Genomic DNA, 20,309 nt, shown 5'->3' on the forward strand with positions numbered 1-20,309 from the left:
GCCCCTCAGCTTGCACCTTTTGCTTCATGCAACTTTCCGCACGAATCGACGGCATACAGTGTCACCAGCGAGCCTATCCTACGGATCTGCGCGGCTGAGATTTACACATCAGCCGCCCGGGCCGCATTCAGCGCACGAATCGGAAAATCCCGGCGATAGAGTGCACACCATGACTGCACCCGCGCCTTCCCAGGAATTCGCCGGCACCGTCACGTTGGTGACAGGCGCGGCATCGGGAATCGGCGCGGCCAGCGCGCGCCGCTTCGCGGCAGCCGGTGCGACGGTCGCTATTCTCGACGTCGATTTGCAAGGGGCGCAATCTGTTTCCGCAGAGCTCACTGCACAGGGTTACCGCGCCCACGCATTCGAGTGCGATGTCGCTGATGACGATTCCGTCGAACGTGCGGTGGCCGCAGTGGCTGAACGCCTTGGTCCGATCAGCGCGGCGCATGTCAACGCCTCGATCATGATTCCCGGCGGTGACGCGCTGGCGATCCCCGTAGAGCATTGGGACCGGACTTTCGCCATCAACTGTCGCGGCGCGTTCATGACTGCCCGCGCGGTGCTGCGCAACATGGTGGTTACCGGCACCCGCGGATCGTTGTGCTTCACCGGATCGGACACCGCTTTGCGGACCAGCCGAGCTTGCCCCGCCTATCTCTCCACCAAACACGCGGTGATCGGGATTGCCCGCTCCATCGCCGTCGACTTCGGAGGACTAGGGATTCGCTCGAACATCGTCACTCCGGGTGTGACCGAGACGCCGGGCTTGCACGATCTGTATTCTTCCGAAGGTCGAAACCCTCAGGAGGTCATGGATTTCCATGCCAAGCTGTCGGTTCTCGGCCGTATCGCACAGCCCGACGACCTCGCCGAGGCAGTCGTTTATCTGTGTTCCTCACGGGCACAGTTCATCACCGGAGCGAACCTGGTAGTCGACGGCGGGATGACCATCCGCTACGACGCTGAATGACACCGTAGGAAGTGGAACCTCGTATGCAATCAGCCACAGATGCCGTTGGCAGGATCGAAACGCGCGGAATCGATTACATCCCGGAGGCTGAGCGTCACGCCTCCCCCTGGAATATGTTCTGGATCCTCATCGGCGGCAACTTCGCGTTCAGCCTCATAATCTTCGGATGGCTACCCATCAGTTTCGGGCTGAACTTCGAGGAGGCGGCCTACGCCATCGCGGTAGGAAACGCGGTCGGCGCGATGATGTTGGCGCCAATGGCGTTGTTCGGCCCCCGAACCGGCACCAACAATTCAGTCAGCAGCGGCGCAGTGTTCGGTGTGGTTGGACGGATCATCGGCTCTGCCCTGGCGCTGTTCTCGGCACTGGGGTTCATCGCACTAGCCGTATGGACCGGCGGTCAGGCAATGGCGGGCGGTATGGCGAAGTTGGCCGGGGCCGAGGTGCAGACCTGGATGCTGGCGGGGAGCTACGGCGTCATCACTGCCGTGGTGATCCTGATCGCCGTCCTGGGCCACGCGAACCTGGTGGCCGCCAACAAGTTCATGGTGCCCACAGTCGGTCTACTGATGCTTCTCGGTGTTATCGTCCTGGCGCCCCGCTTCGACGGTGGGACCAGCTCCGACTACCTTCTCGGCGGCTTCTGGCCTACCTGGGTGCTCTCGACTATCACGGTTGCCTCCGTACCGATCTCGTACGGTCCATTCCTCGGCGACTGGAGCAGATACATCTCAGTGCGGCGGTCCAATCGAACCCTCTTGCTGACAACAGGATTCGGCGCTTTCATCGGCATGACAACGGTGTGTCTCTTCGGAGCGTTCACCGCGTCGATGTTCAATGATCCCACCACCGACTACGTTCTCGGTCTCACCGACATCGCGCCGATGTGGTATGTCGTGCCAATACTGATCATAGGTCTCGTCGGCGGCTGCGGACAGGGAGCCATCGGGCTCTACGGCACCGGACTCGACTTCTCCTCGCTGGTACCTCGGGTGGGCCGGGTTCCAGCCACCCTGACCATCGCGGCCGTGGCGAGTGCACTGGTATACCTCGGCACGTTCGCCTTCGATGCGGTGGCGATGATCAACGCGTTCGTGGTGATCCTCCTGGTCATCACGACACCGTGGATGGTGATCATGATCGAGGGCCACGTCTACCGCCGTGGCCTGTTCCATCCGGCCGATCTCCAGGTCTTCAACCAGGGCTTGCGTGGTGGACGGTACTGGTTCACCGCAGGAGTGAACTACCGCGCGGTCTGCGCCTGGGCGCCCGGAGTGGTTGTCGGACTGATGTTCACCACCACCACTGCATTCAGTGGTCCGTTCGCGCAACTGGCCGGAGGCATCGATCTGTCATTCCTGTTGTCCGGCGCCGTCGCCGGTATCGCCTACGCCGTGCTTTTGGCGTTGTTCCCCGAACCGGCCTCGATTCGAGGGCATTCGTTCAAGGCTCTCGTCCTTGACGAAGGTCTCGACGGCAGCCTTGCGCTCGCGCCTGCGATCGACACAATCACCAGAAGGGCATCCATATGACCAGCACTGTGACCCCGTCGACGGAGGGCAGGATCGATCGGCACGGATTCAGCGAAGATCCGCGACCGTTCACCGCTGAGGAGTACCGGCGCCGCCTCGCCGAGTTCCAGAAGGCGATGCTGCGTGCCGACATCGATGTTCTGGTGGTCACCATGCCGGAACACCTGAACTATCTGACCGGCTTCGACCCCCTCGGGATATACCTCTACTCTGCGGTCATTGTGAGCCAAGACGCTGCGGAGCCGGTACTCATCACCCACAAGTGCGAGAAGGGACTTGCCTACAGCCAGTGCTGGATTCGCGACATTCGCATCTGGGCACACGGACAGGATCCGATCGAGTTCACCGCACAAGTCCTGCGCGAGATCGGCCTCGCCGCCGGCGCAAGGGTGGCGATGGAGATGGCAAACTGGTACCTACATGCGGCGTGGTATCAACAGTTGCGCATGACGCTCCCCACGGCGGTGTTCGTCGACGGTACTGACATCGGGCAGCGTGTGCGAATGATCAAGTCACCGGCGGAGATCGAGCTGATTCGTCAGGCTGCGGCGTTCGCGGACCTAGGCCTGAGCACGGCGATCACGGCGCTGCGACCAGGAGTGTCCGAGCGCGAACTCAACGCGAAAGTCCTGGCCGCCATGGCCGAAGCCGGATCCGAGTACGCCGCGCTGCCGATGATCATCGGCAGCGGTGAACGCAGTGGGCTCTTCCATGCCGCCCCCAGCGCGCGGATCGTCGGTGACGGTGAGCCGGTGATGTTCGAGATCACGGGAGTGGCCGCCCGGTACAACAGCAACATTGTGCGCACCCTGGTGGCAGGGGTGGCCTCCCCACAACTCACGACGCTGTGGGAAGTCGTCCTGGAGGCGTTTTGGCGGCCATTCGAGATGGTCAAACCCGGTACACCCGTCGCTGAACTGGACCGCGAGAGTCGCAGAGCGCGAGCCGAGTACGAGCGCTACATCCCGGCCAGGACCGGGTTTGGTATGGGGCTCGCATATCCACCGGTGTGGGTTGGCTACCCCGACATCCTCGATGGTGACGAGCATGTGTTGGAGCCGGGCATGGTGTTCTCGATGGAACCATCAATCGCCCATTACAACGGTGTGTCGATGATCTATGGATACAACATCCTCGTCACCGAGACCGGTGGTGAGATTCTGCATTCGACTCCCCGCGATCTCTTCGAAGTGCGGGCCTGACATCGCGACCCGACCGGTTCACGCATTCCAGGAACCTTACGCCCATCGATCACGAGAGGACCTGCCATGGCACATGACTCATTGACCCCTGACAAACTTCACGAGGCATACCGGCACGTCTGGTTCATCGTGGCACGATCGCACGACATCAGCACCCCGCGTGGCGCACAGCTACTGGACCACAAGCTCACGGTGTTCCGCGATGCCGAGGGCACCGCGCGCGTGACTGATCAGCGGTGCATCCACCGCGGCGGCAACCTGTCCAACGGAGTGGTGATCGGCGACGCAATTCAATGCCCATACCACGGTTGGCAGTTCAACGGAAAGACCGGACGGTGCATGCACGTACCCTCGCTCACCGAAGGCGGTCGCATCCCACCACGTGCTGCCGTCCGCTCCTACCCTGTGATAGAGCGTTTTGAGCACGTCTGGACGTGTCTCGGCGATCCCGTCTTCGATCTGCCGCAGCCACCCGAGATCGCCGGTCTGGACCTGCAGTGGCGAGCCGGGGATCCGATGGAGGTCAGGTGCGGATTCATGGCCGCCACCGAGAACTTTCGGGATATGTCCCATTTTCCGTTCGTCCACGCACCGTCCATGGGCGCCGTCGATCCTGTGGTGTCGCAGTTCGAGGTCAATCGTGACGGACACGAAGTCACTGCATCGTACTTCTACCGTCAGGTGCGGGATTCCACGTTCTCCGGCACCGGCGACGCATGGATGAACTACCGTACCTATGCTCCCGGGATAGCGACCATTCTGTACGACTACGGCCCGCAGGTCGGTAAACGATATCTGATGGATCTGCCGTCGCCGGTCAGCTATGACCGCTGCGTGATCTACTGGGCGGTGGCCGTGGACCGCGACTTCCACGGCCCCGGCCTCGACGAGATCGCCGGGATCGAGTCGACCGTGTTTCTCGAGGACAACCCGATTCTGGAGGGTCTGGATCCCAAAGAGGTACCGCTGGCGGGACAGGCTTTTGAAGTTTCGGCGCCGGCAGACATCTACACGCTGAACTACCGACGCGCCACCCAGCACGCCGTCCACACGATTCAGCGGGAGCGCGGTCTGACCACCGCCTCCGCACCGGGACCCACTCAACCGACATCGGTGTGAGCCAGGCTGACACGTCCGGATCGATCAGTCGGGTTTGACCGCCAGCACCGGTTTCGGGCACTCCAGGATGACCTTCTGCGCGACGCTGCCCAGCAGCAGCTTGCCGACCGGATTGCGATGCCGGATCCCGACGACGAGCAGCTGCGCGCCCGGACGGTCCATCGCGGCGAGCAACTCGTCGGCCGCGTCGACACCCACCGGCTGGACGAGCTCATAGGCCACACCGCATTCGGCGAGGCGGGCCTGCACGTCCTGGACTTCGTCTGCCCCGGCGAACCGGGTGTCGACGTAGGACTCCCCGGAGGTGGCGTTGACCACCAGCAGATCGGTCCCCCGCAGCTTGGCCTCGGCGATGCCGTGCTCCAGGGCGGCGTGGCCGAACGGATCTGCGGTGTATCCGATGACGATCATGCCTGCCCCGCCTTCTCTTTCTGGTCCTTGTCGGCCTCGACCACCAGCAGCGTCTCCTCGCTGCGATTCATCAGCCGCAGCACCAACGGCGCCGCGAGCAGCACCGCCATCAGTACATAGGTGACGATCGCGACGGGCTCGGTGAACAGGCTGCCCCAGTCTCCCCCGCCGAGCTGCAGGCTCTGCCGGAGTTGACGTTCGATGCGCGGACCGAGGATGACACCGATGATCAACGGCAACACCGGGAGTCCGAAGCGTCGCATCATGAGGCCCATCAGGCCGAAGATCAACAGCAGCGCCAGGTCGAGCGGCTGCAGGTTGACCGCGAACGCACCGAGAGTGGCGAAGAACAGGATGCCCGCGTACAGGTACGGCCGCGGGGTGCGCAGCAGTTTGGCCCACAGCGGTGCCAGCGGCAGGTTCAGCACCAGCAGCAGGAAGTTGCCGATGAACAGGCTCGCGATCAGCGTCCAGATCAGCAGCGGCTCCTTGTCGAAGAGCGTGGGCCCGGGCTGGATGCCGTAAGACACGAACGCGGTCAGGATGACCGCCGCGGTCGCGTTGGTCGGCAACCCCAGTGACAACATGGGCACCAGAGTGCCTGCCGCCGAGGCGTTGTTGGCCGCCTCCGGTCCTGCCACACCCTCGATGGCGCCCTTGCCGAACTCCTCGGGATGCTTGGACAGCTTCTTCTCGGTGATGTAGCTCAGGAACGTGGGCAGCTCTGCGCCGCCTGCGGGTAACGCGCCGAACGGAAAGCCGAAGGCGGTGCCGCGCAGCCATGGCCGCCACGACCTGCCCCAGTCCTGCCTGCTCATCCACGGCCGGCCGACCGGGATCACGTCGGCCGGACGACGTCGCAGGTGCGCCGCAACCCATAGCGCCTCGCCGACGGCGAACACCGCAACCGCGATGACGACGATGTCGATGCCGTCGGACAACAGCGGGATACCGAAGGTGGCCCGTGGCTGACCGGTCAGCGAGTCGATACCGACGATGCCGATACCGAGGCCGAGCAGCAAAGCGATGAGCCCGCGCATCTTCGACGAGCCGAGCACCGCGGTGACCGCGACCAGTGCGAACACCATGATCGCCAGATACGACGGAGCGCCGAGGGTGACGGCGAAGCGCGAGATCATCGGTGCGAACGCCGCCAGCAGGGTGGTGCCGATCGAGCCCGCCACGAAGGAACCGATCGCCGCGGTGGCCAGCGCTTGGGCGGCCCGGCCCGCCTTGGCCATCTTGTTGCCTTCGATCGCGGTGATCACCGATGACGACTCACCGGGTGTGTTGAGCAGGATCGAGGTGGTGGAGCCGCCGTACATGCCGCCGTAGAAGATCCCGGCGAACATGATGAACGCCGCGCTGGGGCTGACGTTGTAGGTGATGGGCAACAGCAGCGCGACGGTCATGGCGGGCCCGATACCGGGCAGCACGCCGACGGCGGTGCCCAGCAGCACTCCGATGACGGCGTACAGCAGGTTCATCGGGGTGGCCGCCTCGGCGAACCCCTGCATCAGCCAGTCGAAATTCTCCATCTACAGAATCCCATCCAGAATGCCTGCGGGCAGCGGGATTCCGAGCCCGGAGTAGAACGCGTAAAAGCTGCCGACCGCCAGCACGGCGCCGATCACGATGTTGCGGACGTAGTGCCTGCTCCCCAGCACGGTGGCGCAGCCGGCGAAGAACAATGCCCCGGCGATGGCCCAACCCAGCGGTTCGACCAGCACGATCAGCATGACGAACAGTCCGATCAGCAGGCCGACCGTCCGCCAGTCGCTGGGCATGTCGGGGTCGATGTCCTCACCGGCGTCGGCCTCACCGCGCGATCCGCGCGGGATGGCGATCGCCAGGACCACCGCCATGACGAGCAGTCCGACCCCAATGGCAATCGGGAACAGCTGCGGCCCAACGGGATCGACCTTGGCGTAACCGCCCGGTAGCGATGCCGCGTCGACGATCAGGAATGCCCCGACGGCGACCATCACCGCGCAGACGACATACTGCGCATAGTCGGGGCGCTGCGCCCGGACATCCGACGCGTCGGTTGCGGTGCTCACAGCAACCCCAGATCGCTCAGCGTCGTCTCGACGCGCTGGTCCTGTTCGGTGAGAAACTCCTCGAACTGCTGACCTGTCATGAACGCATCACTCCATCCGTTCTTCACCAACGCCTCTTTCCAGGCGTCCGTGGCATGCAACTCTTCAAGGACCTTGACGAGTCGACTCCGGTCCTCATCTGAAATCCCCGGCGGCGCAAGCACTCCACGCCAGTTGGTGAAGGTCAGGTCGATACCGGCCTCGGTCAGCGTCGGCGCGTCCACCCCTTCGACCCGTGTGTCTCCGGATACCGCCAGCACTCGCACCTGCCCGGACTCGATCTGGTCGACGTACTCCCCCAGCCCGGACGTCCCGGCGGCGATTTTGTTCCCCAGCAGGGCGGTGAGCAGGTCACCACCGCCGTCGTAGGACACGAAGTTGACCTGTGTCGGGTCCACGCCGACGGCTTTGGCGGTTTCCATCGGGAACAGGTGGTCGGGACCACCCGGACTGGAGCCGCCGCCGATGGTCACCTGGGCCGGGTCGGCTTTCCATGCCGCGACGAAATCCCCCACCGTCTGGAACGGCGAGTCGGCCGGGACCAGGATGCCCTCCTGCTCCTCGACGACCTTGGCCAGCGCGGTCGCATCGGAGGCGCGATCCTTGGATCCGTTGGTGTAGGTGGCCCCCACCACGCCCAGACCCATCATCATCATCAGGTCGCCGTTGCCGTGCTCGTTCATCAGCCGGGCCATCGCGACCGTTCCCCCGGCGCCGATGACGTTGAACACCTCCACGCGCCCGGTGATGTCGTCGTCCTCCATGATCTTGACCGCGGTGCGCGCGGTGAGGTCGTAGCCACCGCCGGGACTGTTGGGCACCATCATCCGCAGACGGTGCAGGCCGGTCTGCTCACCGCGGGTGACCCCGCAGCCGGACAGCAGCAGCGCGACGATCACGGTGAGGGTCAGGCCGATGACCGTGCCGCGCCGGCTGGATGCGAACATGTCGTCCCCGATCGGTTGATTGTGATGCTGAGTAATACTGGACCCCACAGTGACCCACGTCACCGATGTGGACGCAAAGGAAGTATTGGTCATTAAGAACACGCGCTCTGCCCTGGTGAGTGTGCTGCGGGGGCGCAGCCTGGCCGCCCAGTTCCTGGCCTTCCAACTGGTGGTGGTCGCCGTGGTGCTCGTCGCGGTGGCGGCGGTGTCGGTGGCACAGTCCGAAGGTGAGTTCCGTGAGATCCGCGGCCAGCGGATGATCACCGTCGCCGAGAACATGGCGTCCACCCCGATCGTGCGCGAGCGGACCGAACAATCCCCGCCCGACCCGTTCCTCGCCCGCACCTTGGCACCGGAAGTCGACCGCGCCGTCGCCTTGTCGGGTGCCAGCCTCGCCGAGATTCTGAACCCGGACGGCACGGTGCGCGCATCGTCGGACCCGTCACGGGTCGGCGTGCGGGTGGACCTCGGCGCCAGCCGTGCCGACGAGGGACGTGCCTGGTTCGGAGACATCGACATCGACGGCACACACAGCCTGGTCGGCCAGGTTCCCATCCTGTCGACCGACGGCGACGTACTGGCCGTGGCATCGGTCAGCGAGGTCTACCCGTCGATGTGGGCCTTACTCGGCAGAGCCGGTGAGAGCCTGTTGGTGTACCTGGGGTTGGGCGCCGCGCTGGGTCTGGTCGCCTCCTGGCTGCTCTCCCGCCGCATCAAGCGACACACCCGCGGACTCGAGGTCGCCGAGATCGCTACCCTGGCCGACCATCGGGAGGCCCTGTTGCACAGCATCCGGGAAGGCGTGATCGCGGTGAACAACGAGGGAGAGATCACCCTGCTCAACGACAGCGCCCAGGATCTGCTCGGGGTCCCCGACGATGCGGTCGGGCGCCGAGTCGACAGTGTCGGGATCGACCCGGCGGTGGTGGCGTTCCTCACCTCCGGCGAGGACGGTCGCGACAGTACCCACGACGCCGCCCATGACGCCGCCCATGACGCCGCCCATGACGCCGTGGTGGCGACGAGAACGCGGGTGCTGGCGCTCAGCCGCCGCGCCGCGACGAGTCAGGGCCGGCGGTTCGGCACTGTCACCACCATGCGCGACAGCACGGAATTGGCGGCACTGCAGGGACAGTTGTCGTCCCACAAGAGCGTGACCGACACTCTGCGGGCCCAGACGCACGAATTCGCCAATCAGCTGCACACGATCTCCGGGCTGGTGCAGCTCGGTGAGTACGATGCGGTGCGTGACCTGGTGGGCACGTTGACGCGTCGGCGCGCCGAGATCAGCGATGCGGTGACCCAGCGGATCGCCGACCCTGCGGTGGCGGCGTTGTTGATCGCCAAGACCTCGTTGGCGGCCGAGAGCGGTGTGTCGCTGCGGCTGCACCAGGGGTCCAACCTGGCCGCGCTGCCACCTGCGATGGCGACCGATGTGATCACGCTGCTGGGCAACCTGATCGACAATGCCGTCGACGTGTCGGTCGGCGCCCCGGATGCACGCGTCACCGTGTACATCGAGGACCGTGACGGGCTGACCATCTCGGTACTGGACTCCGGACCCGGTGTGCCCGAACATCTTCGGGAGGCCATCTTCGCCCGCGGGGTGACGTCCAAACCTGATGTGCCGGGTGGACGCGGCATCGGGCTGGCGTTGGTGCGGCTGGTGACCGCACAGCACGGCGGCACCATCGAGGTCAGTGACGCCCCGGGCGGCGGCGCCCGGTTCGAGGTGCGACTGACGGGGGCGTCGCATCATGCGTGAAGTGCTCGTCGTCGACGACGATTTCATGGTCGCCGAGATCCACCGTCGATTCGTGGACCGGGTGGACGGGTTCCGGGCCGTCGGGGTCGCGCGCACCGGAGCGGAGGCGCTGGCCGCAGTACGCGATCTACGGCCGCAGTTGATCCTGCTCGACGTCTATCTGCCGGATATGACCGGTTTGGATGTCCTGCAACGCCTGCGCTCCGAAGGTGACCGTGTCGACGTCATCATGATCACCGCCGCGCGCGAACTCGACACGGTGCGGGGCGCACTCGACGGCGGGGCCGCCGACTATCTGATCAAACCCTTCGAGTTTGCGCACCTGGAGGCCAAACTGCAGGCCTACGCCGCCCGCGCCGACGCACTGCAGGCGGGCGGCGGCGTCGACCAGAGTCTGGTCGACACCTTGTTCGGCGGGCCCTCGGTGACCCCCGCCAAGGTGCTGCCCAAGGGCCTGGGAGCCGAGACCGGTGAGCTGGTGCTGGCCGCCGTGCACGGCGCCGGCGAGGTCTCGGCAGCCGAATGTGCGGACGCTGTGGGGATATCGCGGGTCAGCGCCCGTCGCTACCTTGAGCACTATCTCAGCGAAGGCGTTCTGGAGCTACGCCTGCAGTACGGCGTGGGCAGACCCGAACGCCGGTACCGGATCGCCGGTTAGGTCGCATGCGGCGCGCAGCATGAAACACCGTCGGGCAGGTGCGGTGGAGACGATCACCTGCGCAAAATATCGATATAGCTGACGGATATCGCCGCATAGTGTTAGGTTGACGAGAAGCGGCGATACGTGGCCACGAAGCGCGGCCAGACCGAATTCGCTTGTGCTGAGCAACGAGAGGGTCGGCTGAGTCTGCGAGGACTGTCAGGGCGGCCGGTTCGACACCGCTCCTGCCGCATGAACCCGCGCGACAGAACACCACGACGACAGCCGAACACCTACGGACACTTCGAGTGAGACACGGGAGCAACAGATGGCGCGGACGATCGAGTTCTCCGGATACGGCGGCCCCGAAGTGCTCCGCGTGGTCGATGCACCGATCCCGGACGCCGGGCCCGGCCAGGTGCAGGTGGCGGTGCGGGCGGCCGGCGTCAACCCCATCGATGCGAAGATCATGCAGGGTTTCATGCGCGAGGTGATGCCACTGACCCTGCCCGCCGGGCTCGGATCGGATGTGGCCGGAGTCGTCAAACAGGTCGGCGCGGGCGTCACCGCATTCCATATCGGCGATGAGGTGATGGGGAGTTCGCTGCCACCCGCGATATCCGAGTACGCACTGGCGGATTCGGCCAATCTGATCATCAAACCTGCCGACATCGGTTGGGACGTGGCCGGTAGCGTCGCCGGTGCGGGGGGCACCGCATGGTCGGTACTCGAGCGTCTCCAGATCCGCGCGGGCGAAACCCTGCTCGTCCACGCCGCGGCCGGCGGGGTGGGCACGTTCGCGGTTCAACTCGCCGTCGCGCGCGGAGCGCGGGTGATCGGTACGGCCAGCGAAAGCAACTTCGAATACCTGAGATCCCTCGGCGCCGAACCGGTCCGCTACGGCGACGGACTTCTCGAGCGTGTCCGCGCCGCTGCACCGGAGGGAGTGGACGCGGTACTGGATGCCTCCGGCCGTGGGGAGATCCCGCTCTCGATCGAACTCGCCGGGGGGCCCGAGCGAGTGCTGACCCTGGTGGCGTTCGATGCCGCCGACAGCGGGATCCAGATCTTCGTCGGCGGAACCGGCGATGATCGCGGTCCTGCCCTGCGCGAGATCGTCGCGCTGATCGAGAACGGATCGCTCACCGTCCCGATCTGGCGCGCTTTCCCGTTGGAGCAGACCGCCGCAGCCCTGCAGACCAGCATGGCGGCCCACCTCAGCGGCAAGATCGTGGTGCTGCCGTAATCTGCGCGCGCACGCCGTCGCGGGCGTTGTGGTGCAACCGCGCTACCGACGCAGTGTTCACGAAGGCGCCGCCGACGCGACGCACGGCTGGTCAATAGCGTTAAGCACTGAGAATTTCGATATGCTACCCGCGTCATCCACGATCTGAGGCAGGAGTTGGTCGCTGTGACTCGGACCGCAGAGGTGTACGACGTGATCCTCGCCGAACTGCTCGACGGACAGCTCGCCCCGGGGCAAAAGCTCCCGTTGGTCGCGATCGCCGCGCGCTTCGGAGTCAGTCAGTCCGTCATTCGCGAGGCGCTGACCCGACTTGCCGAACAAGGCTTCGTTGTCGCGACGCCGCAGCGCGGTTTCAGGGTACGGGAACTGTCCGTCGAGGACATCGAGTGCCTGACCGAAGCTCGGGTACAGACCGAGACGGCCGCGCTGCGGCTGGCGATCGCGCGCGGCGACGTGCACTGGGAGGCAGGCGTTCTCACCACTCATCATCTGCTGGGTCAGACCCCATTCTTCAATGCGGACCGTACCGTCAACGAAGAGTGGAACGCGCGACACCGTGAGTTCCACCGCGCCTTACTGGCCGGGTGCAACAACCCCTGGCTGGACAGGATCGCGCAGGCCATGCGTGACAACGCCGAGCTCTACCGACGCTGGTATCTGGTGTTGGCCGACGGCCGGCCGCACAACTTCGCGATCGAACACGACCAGCTCAAAGATCTCGCACTCGCCCGAGACGCCGATGCCGCGGTCGCGCTGCTCACCGAACACATCGAGCGGGCGCCCCGCGAATTGATCGCGCACGCAACCGAACACGGCATCGACAGCTTCGGGGACTGACGATTACCGCAGACGATTGGACGACCCTCTTACCGTGACGACCATCGGTTCGGATCGATCTCCAGCACATCGCGGTCCCAGCCGGCCAGGTCGGCGGCCGCACGGTAGGTGAACTCGAGGAAGTCCAACACGCACTGATCCGGATCCTGCGATGTGCGCGCCGTCTCGTAGGGAAGAAGGTACTGGCGTAGTTCGGGATGGTAGAAGACTCCCTCAGGACGGCCGGCGAAGTCGGCATAGCCCTCGGGCTCAGGGTAAGCGTACGAGTAGAACGCGCCTTCGTCTGCACCACCGGGCCAGAATCCGCAGCTGCTCAGCTCGTGTGAGTAACCTTCCACCATCACCCAGTCACCACAGTTCGGCGCACCCCCGGGATGCGGGGGCGCCAGGCGACCGGAGAATCGGCTGCAGGCCAAATCGAATGAGCCCCAGAAGAAATGGACCGGACTGACCTTGCCGATGAATCGGGAACGGAACTGATTGATCACTCGGTCGGCCTGCACCAACTGTCGCCAGAATGCGCCGGCCGCAGCGGGGTCGTAGCCCACATGGTCGTCCTCGGCGAACGGAATGGCGGGGTCCACCTCGTTGGGTCCGGCCGAGATCCGCACCGGGATACCGAGCCGGTCGAGCGTTGCCATCAGGTCGTCGTGGAACTGGGCCACCGACATCTCCCGCAAATCCCTTGAGTCGGCACCACCGTCGCTCACCCGGACCGCCAGTGCGTGGTCGACGAAGTCGAACTCCATGTCGAAAACACGTGTGCCCACTGGGATCGCCGACGTCGTCAGCCCCCGGGCTGTGACGTACAGCGGCACCTGCCACCAGTGATTGAGCATCGGGGCGTAGGCCAACCGCACCTTGCCGACGATCTGGGTCCACATATGTAAGGATCGGCGCGTCGGTTCCCAATCGTCGACACGCAGGGACGGCCAGCCGCCGTCGGACAGAGAACGGGTCATGTCAACCTCTCGATCGGTGGGCCGGACGGAACACGACGCTCAGGCAACCGCGGATCTGCATCATCTGTCCCGCCATCGACTATCTCGCTCGTCCGGCAGGCACAGTCCCACCGTAGGGGAACTCGAGGTGACCGGAGGCGACATTCGCCGGTGCCACCACGATCTGTCTGGACCCGTCGCGGAACTGGGCCACATCGTGACCGGATATGCCCTGAAACTGGACCTGCAGGACCCGCGGATGCCGCCACTCGCCGTTGACCCCGAACCGGACATCGCCCATCACGGTGTGAAACGTTGCGCTTCGGGCGTATTCGGAGAGGCCGGCGTCATCGACACCGCCGGTGGCTTCGATGGCTTGGGCAACGACCTGCAGCTGAGCGTAGGCCAGCGGCGCCATGTAGTGCCCCAAAAGATCGACGCCGGCGTCGGCGGCCCGCCCCTGGTAGGTGGCGAGCAGCTCCTGAACACCCGGAAACGCCATCGTGGCGACCGGCGCCCAGTATTCGTAGTTCACGAATCCGTTGAGCAGCGGCCCGAGCACCGTTTTCACCGCGGTGTTCTGAGGGCCGATCATGGCGCCACCGACCAACTTCGGACGATACCGGTGGGCACTGATCGTGCGTACGAGGCTGACCGAGTCGTCCAGGTAGGAGCACAGAAAGAGCACATCGCAGTTGCTGTCGGCGACAGCGTCGATGACCGGCACGAAGTCCTTCGTGTCCAGCGGATAGGTCGCCTCGTAGCCGATCTCGATGTTGTACTTCTCGGCGTTGGCCTTGGCCCCGAGGACGGGATTACGGGAGAACTCGGCGTCCGCCGACAGCAGAGCGGCCGATGCCGGACGCGGTTGCTGCGCGGAGGCGAGCGCGAAGAACCCTTCGGTCAGCGCGGCGTTGGGGTCCGGTCCGGTAGGGATCATCGCGAAGTAGTTCGGATACCCCAGCACGTTGTTGACACCCAGCCCCATCAACCCCACGAAGAAGCGCTGCCGCTCTGCGATCAGCGGCATCGCGGGAAGTAGCGAGTTGGTGCCGTAGCCGCCGACGACCAGATCGACACGGTCGTCATCGAGCAACTGCTGGTAGAGCCCGGGGACCTGCGACGCGTCGGCGTGGTCGTCGTAGCAGAGCAACTCCACCGGCCGTCCCAGTAGGCCACCACGGCTGTTGACGTCCTCGCACCAGATGTCGTGGGCGAGTCGTGCCGACGCGGTGTTACCGGCAACCGGACCGGTCAGCGACATGCAGTACCCGATGCGGATCGGGCCCGGTACCGCGGACATCTAGACACCGCCACGGGATTTGAGAAGTTGTGTCTCCCATGCGTATGCGATCCCACTGCCGCCGGCGTGCTCCAACACCACGTCGGTGAACGCGACCGCCGTCTCCTCACGCGCCCAGTCCCGCTGCCATTCGGACAACACCGCAAGCCAGGTGATGGGGACCGCGCCGGCAGCAACGACGCGCCGCACCGCCATGTCGTGGGATTCGGCCGATACGCCGCCGGAGGCGTCGGTGACGACGAAGACGTCATACCCCTCGGAGAGGGCCTGGATCGCCGGCATCGTCAGGCAGACCTCGGACCACAGCGCGGCGAGGATCAGCTGCTTACGGCCGGAGGCGTTGACGACGTCGACAACCTTTTCGTCCTCCCAGGTGTTGATGAGCGTCCGGTCGATCGGCTTCTGGTCGGGAAAGACATCCTGCAGCTGCTTGATCAGGTACCCGCCCCGCTCCTCGAGGACCGTGGTCAGAATCGTAGGCACCTCAAAGGCTTTCGCTCCCTTGGCCAGACCCACCACGTTGTTGACGATCTGTGAGGGCTCGTGGCTGTTCAGGTTGGCAAACTGGTACGGCTGGTGGTCGATCAGCACCACGATGCTGTCCTGTGGCCGCAGCAGTGCATCGAGTCCGGTCTTGGGCATGGCGATTCTCCTTGTGGTCAGATGACGAGCGAGGCGCCGGCGATCGGGCCGACATGGTCAGGGCCACCGGCAAGTACCGGTGTTGACGGGGCGCCGCCCTGCGGTCACCGAGCGGGTCGAGAGAGCTTCCACTACCGACGTCGGTGCGGCCAGCCAAACAGCAGATCGTCGATTTGTCAACCTTTTATCGATATTTATTGTTCTCTCGCGATTTTGTCGGTAATGTTCGCCACGTGTCGCGGCGAACGCTCGAAAAGGCTGGCATCGGCCGACGAGGCCGACGATGCGGGTAGAGCCGAGGATGTCCGGCGCCCCATGGGCTCTCGCCCAGTACCGCACCGCACGCCGCGTCGCGACCGGCATCCTGCACGAGGACCGCATTTTGAGCGCGCCGGCCGTTCTCGGCGAGCGCACCGTCATGGAACTGCTCCAGGACTGGGCCCGTTGGTCGCAGACCCTGCGCGACATCGATCTGGGAACCCTGGCACCCGTTGATGCCGATCTCATGCCGCCGCTGACGTATCCCGGTAAGGTGATCTGCGCAGGCGCGAACTACTACGATCACGCCGACGAGATGGGGGTCGCTCGACCGGACCCGGCGGCCGAACCGTTCTTCTTCCTCACGGCACCGACCACCACGATCATCGGCCCGAACGCAACCATCGCGATCCGCGACGACGCGCACTCGCAGGTCGATTGGGAGGCTGAGCTGGCCGTGGTGATCGGCACCCGCTGCAGCGACATCGACACCGCCGAAGCGTCGGACGTCGTCGCCGGTTACACGGTAGCCAACGACATCTCCGACCGCAGCGCCTTCCACCGGAACGACTCGGTCGCGGCCCCGTTCGATTGGGACTGGCTCAGGCACAAGAGCCAGGACGGATTCTGCCCACTCGGTCCGGGAATGGTCCCCGCCTGGCTCGTCCCCGATCCCCAGTCGCTCCGGATCCGACTCACCGTCAACGGCAGCGTCAAACAACGCTCCAGCACCGCGCAGATGGCGGTGCCGGTCAACGGCCTTGTCGCTGCGGCCAGCCGAGTCATGACCCTCGAACCCGGTGACGTCGTTCTCACCGGTACGCCAGCCGGTGTCGGTTCGCCGCGCGGGGAATTCCTGCGTCCCGAGGACATCGTCACAGTGGAAATCGAAGGCGTCGGACGCATCTCGAACAAAGTCGCGGCCAGGTGAAGCCACCGGCAGACACGGCAACCCCGGCATGGCCTACTCCCCCGACCCCGATACCCGCGACGATGCGTGCGGTCACCCTGCACCGGTTCGGCGGTCCCGAAGTGCTGCGCGTCGAAGAGATCCCCACTCCCCGGCCCGGTCCCGGTGAAGTTCTCATCCACATCGCCGCCGTGAGCGTCGGTCGACTGCTCGATGTCGTGGCGCGGTCCGGTCACCACCCGTACGCCAAGTACACATTCCCGCACGTGCTGGGCGCCGAGCACGCGGGAGTCATTGCCGCGGTGGGAGACACCGTGACCGGATTCGCCGTCGGCGACCGGGTTGCGACGTTCCCGCTGCTGACCGAACCCAGCTGCCCGTACGTCGCGGCGGGCTACCCGGAGTTGTCGCCCACGGCCCGGATCATCGGCACGCACCTACCCGGTGCCTACTGCGACTACATCGCCGTACCCGCCACCAACGTGTCGGTCGTACCCGCCGACATCACCCCGGCCGACGCAGTCGCGCTTGCGCTCGCCGGAGCGGTGGCAATGAACCAGTTCTTCCGGACCGGGCTCACACCGGGCCAGCGGGTGATCGTGCAAGGAGCCTCCTCGGCTTTGGGATCGACCACCGCCTTGCTGGCCCGACACCTCGGTGCACGCGTGATCGTCACGTCACGCCGAAAGGACAAGCGGGCCACGCTACAAGCATTCGGTTTCGACGCCGTGCTCGACGGAACCTCCTCGACTTTCGCCGACGATGCCCGCGCCGTCTTCGACGGCCACGGCGCCGACGTCGTGGTCGACAACCTCGGCGATCAGCGCCTGTGGTCCAACGGTATGCGCGCACTGGCCGTCGGCGGCACCGTGGTGTCATCGGGCGCGTTCGTCGGCAGCACCGTCACCGTGGACGTGCAACGGCTCTACACCCTGGGGCAACGGGTCATCGGCGTGCGCACCGGAAACATGGCCGCCGCCCAGCGCATGTGGAAGGAGGCGGCCACGGGTTTCCGCAGCGTCGTGGACCGCACTTTCGCCCTGACCGAGGCGTCCCGTGCGCACGAGTACGTCGAGTCCGGCGCCGGTGTCGGTCGGGTTGCCCTGCTCACCGGAACCATGTCGTGACCCCTCGCGTGACCCCTCCGTCCTCGAAAGGCACCCGAATGGGCGTTGCAACACCACCGCCGGGAAGGCCCACAGCCGAACCGGCAGCTGCGGTATCCAAGCTCGGCTACGTCACCTTCGACACACCGGATGTCGCGCGAATGGCGTGGTACTACAGCGAGGTCCTCGATTTCACGATCGTCGAACAGGGCGAGGAGTACGCCTATCTGACGACCGGTTCCGACCACCATTGCGTCGTCATCCGAAGGGCCGAGCAGTCCCGCTCGCGCTCCGCGGTCGGCTACGAGGTGTGGGGCTCGCTCACCGATGCCCACCGGCGTTTGCAGGACTCCGGCTACCAGGCCAAGCGCCGATCCGATTTCGCGCCGGGAACCCCCGACGTGCTCGTGATGAGCGAACCCTGCACCGATGCCGAGCTCCATCTGTTCGAGGGTCAGGCATCCAGCGGCGCCGACGGACGGGCGTTGCTGCGGCCGACCAAGCTCGGTCACGTCGCCGCGTTCACCACCGAACTCGAACAGCTTCAGGGCTTCTATCAGGATCTCCTGGGTTTCCGATGGTCGGACACCATCGGCGATTTCTTCGTGTTCCTGCGCTGCAACGCCGACCACCACGCAGCCAACTTCCTGCGCAGCACCGCCAGGACGGGGATGCATCACGTCGCCTACGAGATGCGGGATCCGAATCATCTGATCACCATGCTCGATCATCTGGCGAAGAACGATTTTCGACTGCACTGGGGCCCCGGCCGGCATGGCCCGGGCCACAACCTGTTCACCTATCACAGGGACCCTGACGGCAACACCGTCGAGCTGTTCACCCAGCTCGACGTCATTCACGACGAGTCCAAGGGATACTTCGAACCCCGGCCCTGGCACGAGCAGTGCCCGCAGTACCCGCGGACCTGGGAGGTCGACATCGCCACCATCAACATGTGGGGTCCGGTCGATGACGCGGAACTGCAACGTTGACCGACCGGAACGGGACGGTCTTCTTGCCGGCCCGCGTTGCGCGCAAGGAGTGGCATGCTGTCACCGATTCCTGACTATCTGACCGAGAAGCTCTCGGCTGTTGCACCGCAGACCTCCGGCGCGCCGGCGGACTACATTCCCGAACTGGCCGTCGCCGATCCCGAGCGCCTCGGTGCGGTCTTCGCCATGGTCGACGGCGCGGTCTACGGCGCCGGCGACATCGATGTCGAGTTCACGATCCAGTCGATCTCCAAGCCGTTCGCCTACGCGCTGGCCCTCGCCGATCGCGGCTTCGACGCGGTGCTTGCCAAGGTCGGTGTCGAACCGTCCGGCGAAGCGTTCAACGAGATCTCACTGGAGGGCGGTTCCGGGCGTCCACTCAACCCGATGATCAATGCCGGTGCCATCACCACGCATTCGCTTGTCGGGGCCCGGCCATTGCCGGCGACGGAGCGGTTGGAGCGGGTGGTCGACGGCCTTTCGGCGTTCGCCGGCCGGCGGTTGACGATCGACGAATCGGTGTGCGCATCGGAGATCGAGCACGCGCACCGCAACCTGGCGATCGCCCACATGCTGCGCAGCCACCACATTCTCACCGAGGACGCGGCCACCGTCGTCGACGGCTACACCCGGCAGTGCTCCCTGCTCGTCACCGCCCGCGATCTGGCCGTGATGGCCGCGACGTTGGCCAACCACGGAGTCAATCCGCTCTCCGGTGAGCGGGTGGTGCCCGAGCCGGTGGTTCGTCAGGTGTTGAGTGTCATGTTCACCTGCGGAATGTATGACGCAGCCGGCGACTGGGCGACTCAGGTCGGCATCCCGGCCAAGAGCGGTGTGGCCGGGGGCCTGATCGGCGCCCTTCCCGGCCAGATCGGGATCGCCACGTTCTCACCGCGACTGGACTCGCACGGAAACAGCGTGCGCGGAGTGGCGCTGTTCGAACGATTCTCTTCCGACATGGGTCTGCACGTGATGGAGGTTCCGGCCGCGGCGCGCGCGGTCGTGCGGTCCGATCAGGTCGTCGGCACGGGACCGAACGCGGTCCGGGTCCTCCGACTGCAAGGCGGGATCCGCTTCGCCGGCGCGGAAAGAGTTGTCCGCGAGGTCACAGCGGCCACACCGGCGGAAGCCAAAGTGGCGCTGGATATCACCATGGTGTACTCGATCGACGACGTCGCCCGTCGCATCCTGTTGGAGATCGTCCGCCGCCTCACCCTCGACGGTCACGAGGTGTACCTGATCGACCCGGAGTCCGTCCTGCCCGCCCCCGACCCGGGCGACGGCGGGCGAGTCACTGTCGTCGACAGCATCGATCAGATCGGCCGCGGCGGCAGTGCCCACTGACCGCAGCTGATCAGCAGACTCGTCCTCGCCTGACCCAGCCCA

19 protein-coding genes are annotated in these 20,309 nt (G+C 65.4%); 12 read left to right on the forward strand and 7 right to left on the reverse strand.

The features are described from left to right. The first annotated feature begins 58 nt into the window (after window positions 1-58). The 4 genes from ACNUDN_RS16870 (at window position 59) to ACNUDN_RS16885 (ending at window position 4,826) form a co-directional block, all read left to right on the forward strand. Window positions 59-973, forward strand: coding sequence for an SDR family NAD(P)-dependent oxidoreductase (locus ACNUDN_RS16870; protein WP_419122959.1), 915 nt, complete (start codon window positions 59-61; stop codon window positions 971-973). 23 nt (window positions 974-996) lie between these two features. Beyond that, a complete protein-coding gene (locus ACNUDN_RS16875; protein ID WP_419122960.1) occupies window positions 997-2,505 on the forward strand; it encodes a purine-cytosine permease family protein in 1,509 nt (502 codons plus the stop codon). Beyond that, window positions 2,502-3,707 (forward strand): M24 family metallopeptidase, encoded by a 1,206-nt coding sequence (locus ACNUDN_RS16880; RefSeq protein WP_419122961.1) that lies wholly within the window; start codon window positions 2,502-2,504, stop codon window positions 3,705-3,707. The genes ACNUDN_RS16875 and ACNUDN_RS16880 overlap by 4 nt, the downstream gene beginning before the upstream one ends. Before the next feature lie 66 nt (window positions 3,708-3,773). Continuing rightward, on the forward strand, window positions 3,774-4,826 hold the full coding sequence (locus tag ACNUDN_RS16885) for a Rieske 2Fe-2S domain-containing protein (RefSeq protein ID WP_419122962.1): 1,053 nt from the start codon (window positions 3,774-3,776) through the stop codon (window positions 4,824-4,826). Window positions 4,827-4,850: 24 nt separating this feature from the next. Here ACNUDN_RS16885 and ACNUDN_RS16890 read toward each other — a convergent pair whose 3' ends face one another. Genes ACNUDN_RS16890 through ACNUDN_RS16905 form a run of 4 tightly spaced genes read right to left on the reverse strand, consistent with a single transcriptional unit; the run spans window position 4,851 to window position 8,283 of the window. Further along, complete coding sequence (locus ACNUDN_RS16890; protein ID WP_419122963.1) at window positions 4,851-5,237, reverse strand: universal stress protein; 387 nt, start codon at window positions 5,235-5,237, stop codon at window positions 4,851-4,853. Further along, window positions 5,234-6,775 (reverse strand): tripartite tricarboxylate transporter permease, encoded by a 1,542-nt coding sequence (locus tag ACNUDN_RS16895; protein ID WP_431960262.1) that lies wholly within the window; start codon window positions 6,773-6,775, stop codon window positions 5,234-5,236. Before ACNUDN_RS16895 ends, ACNUDN_RS16890 begins: the two co-directional genes overlap by 4 nt. Beyond that, a complete protein-coding gene (locus ACNUDN_RS16900) occupies window positions 6,776-7,297 on the reverse strand; it encodes a tripartite tricarboxylate transporter TctB family protein (RefSeq protein ID WP_419122965.1) in 522 nt (173 codons plus the stop codon). Beyond that, complete coding sequence (locus ACNUDN_RS16905) at window positions 7,294-8,283, reverse strand: Bug family tripartite tricarboxylate transporter substrate binding protein (RefSeq protein ID WP_419122966.1); 990 nt, start codon at window positions 8,281-8,283, stop codon at window positions 7,294-7,296. The genes ACNUDN_RS16900 and ACNUDN_RS16905 overlap by 4 nt, the downstream gene beginning before the upstream one ends. A 115-nt stretch (window positions 8,284-8,398) precedes the next feature. Here ACNUDN_RS16905 and ACNUDN_RS16910 point away from each other — a divergent pair, with 115 nt between their 5' ends. From ACNUDN_RS16910 to ACNUDN_RS16925, 4 genes are all read left to right on the forward strand, one after another. Beyond that, a complete protein-coding gene (locus ACNUDN_RS16910; RefSeq protein WP_419122967.1) occupies window positions 8,399-10,048 on the forward strand; it encodes a sensor histidine kinase in 1,650 nt (549 codons plus the stop codon). Continuing rightward, window positions 10,041-10,706, forward strand: coding sequence for a response regulator (locus tag ACNUDN_RS16915; protein ID WP_419122968.1), 666 nt, complete (start codon window positions 10,041-10,043; stop codon window positions 10,704-10,706). Before ACNUDN_RS16910 ends, ACNUDN_RS16915 begins: the two co-directional genes overlap by 8 nt. Before the next feature lie 310 nt (window positions 10,707-11,016). Then, window positions 11,017-11,934 carry an NADP-dependent oxidoreductase gene (locus ACNUDN_RS16920; RefSeq protein WP_419122969.1) on the forward strand — a complete coding sequence of 306 codons (918 nt, stop codon included), beginning with the start codon at window positions 11,017-11,019 and terminating at the stop codon, window positions 11,932-11,934. 165 nt (window positions 11,935-12,099) lie between these two features. Further along, entirely contained in the window at window positions 12,100-12,771 is a 672-nt protein-coding gene (locus ACNUDN_RS16925; protein ID WP_419122970.1) for a GntR family transcriptional regulator, read from the forward strand. A 29-nt stretch (window positions 12,772-12,800) separates the two neighbouring features. Here the strand turns inward: ACNUDN_RS16925 and ACNUDN_RS16930 are convergent, their stop codons facing one another. The 3 genes from ACNUDN_RS16930 to ACNUDN_RS16940 all read right to left on the reverse strand — a co-directional run bounded on the left by ACNUDN_RS16930 (window position 12,801) and on the right by ACNUDN_RS16940 (window position 15,657). Next, window positions 12,801-13,733 (reverse strand): DUF5996 family protein, encoded by a 933-nt coding sequence (locus ACNUDN_RS16930; protein WP_419122971.1) that lies wholly within the window; start codon window positions 13,731-13,733, stop codon window positions 12,801-12,803. Between the two features lie 79 nt (window positions 13,734-13,812). Further along, complete coding sequence (locus tag ACNUDN_RS16935; RefSeq protein WP_419122972.1) at window positions 13,813-15,015, reverse strand: amino acid ABC transporter substrate-binding protein; 1,203 nt, start codon at window positions 15,013-15,015, stop codon at window positions 13,813-13,815. Further along, window positions 15,016-15,657, reverse strand: a complete 642-nt coding sequence (locus ACNUDN_RS16940) for a hydrolase (protein ID WP_419122973.1) — start codon at window positions 15,655-15,657, stop codon at window positions 15,016-15,018. It lies immediately after the preceding gene. Window positions 15,658-15,958: 301 nt separating this feature from the next. On the opposite strand from ACNUDN_RS16940, the gene ACNUDN_RS16945 reads away from it, so the two are divergent. The 4 genes from ACNUDN_RS16945 (at window position 15,959) to ACNUDN_RS16960 (ending at window position 20,267) form a co-directional block, all read left to right on the forward strand. Then, complete coding sequence (locus tag ACNUDN_RS16945; RefSeq protein ID WP_419122974.1) at window positions 15,959-16,846, forward strand: fumarylacetoacetate hydrolase family protein; 888 nt, start codon at window positions 15,959-15,961, stop codon at window positions 16,844-16,846. Between the two features lie 62 nt (window positions 16,847-16,908). Continuing rightward, window positions 16,909-17,952, forward strand: a complete 1,044-nt coding sequence (locus ACNUDN_RS16950; RefSeq protein WP_419122975.1) for a zinc-binding dehydrogenase — start codon at window positions 16,909-16,911, stop codon at window positions 17,950-17,952. 38 nt (window positions 17,953-17,990) lie between these two features. Then, complete coding sequence (locus ACNUDN_RS16955) at window positions 17,991-18,923, forward strand: VOC family protein (RefSeq protein WP_419122976.1); 933 nt, start codon at window positions 17,991-17,993, stop codon at window positions 18,921-18,923. A gap of 54 nt (window positions 18,924-18,977) precedes the next feature. After that, entirely contained in the window at window positions 18,978-20,267 is a 1,290-nt protein-coding gene (locus ACNUDN_RS16960; RefSeq protein WP_419122977.1) for a glutaminase, read from the forward strand. The last annotated feature ends 42 nt before the right edge of the window (window positions 20,268-20,309 follow it).

Origin of the sequence: Mycobacterium sp. smrl_JER01 (assembly GCF_048513595.2) — a bacterium.
Classification (GTDB): domain Bacteria; phylum Actinomycetota; class Actinomycetes; order Mycobacteriales; family Mycobacteriaceae; genus Mycobacterium.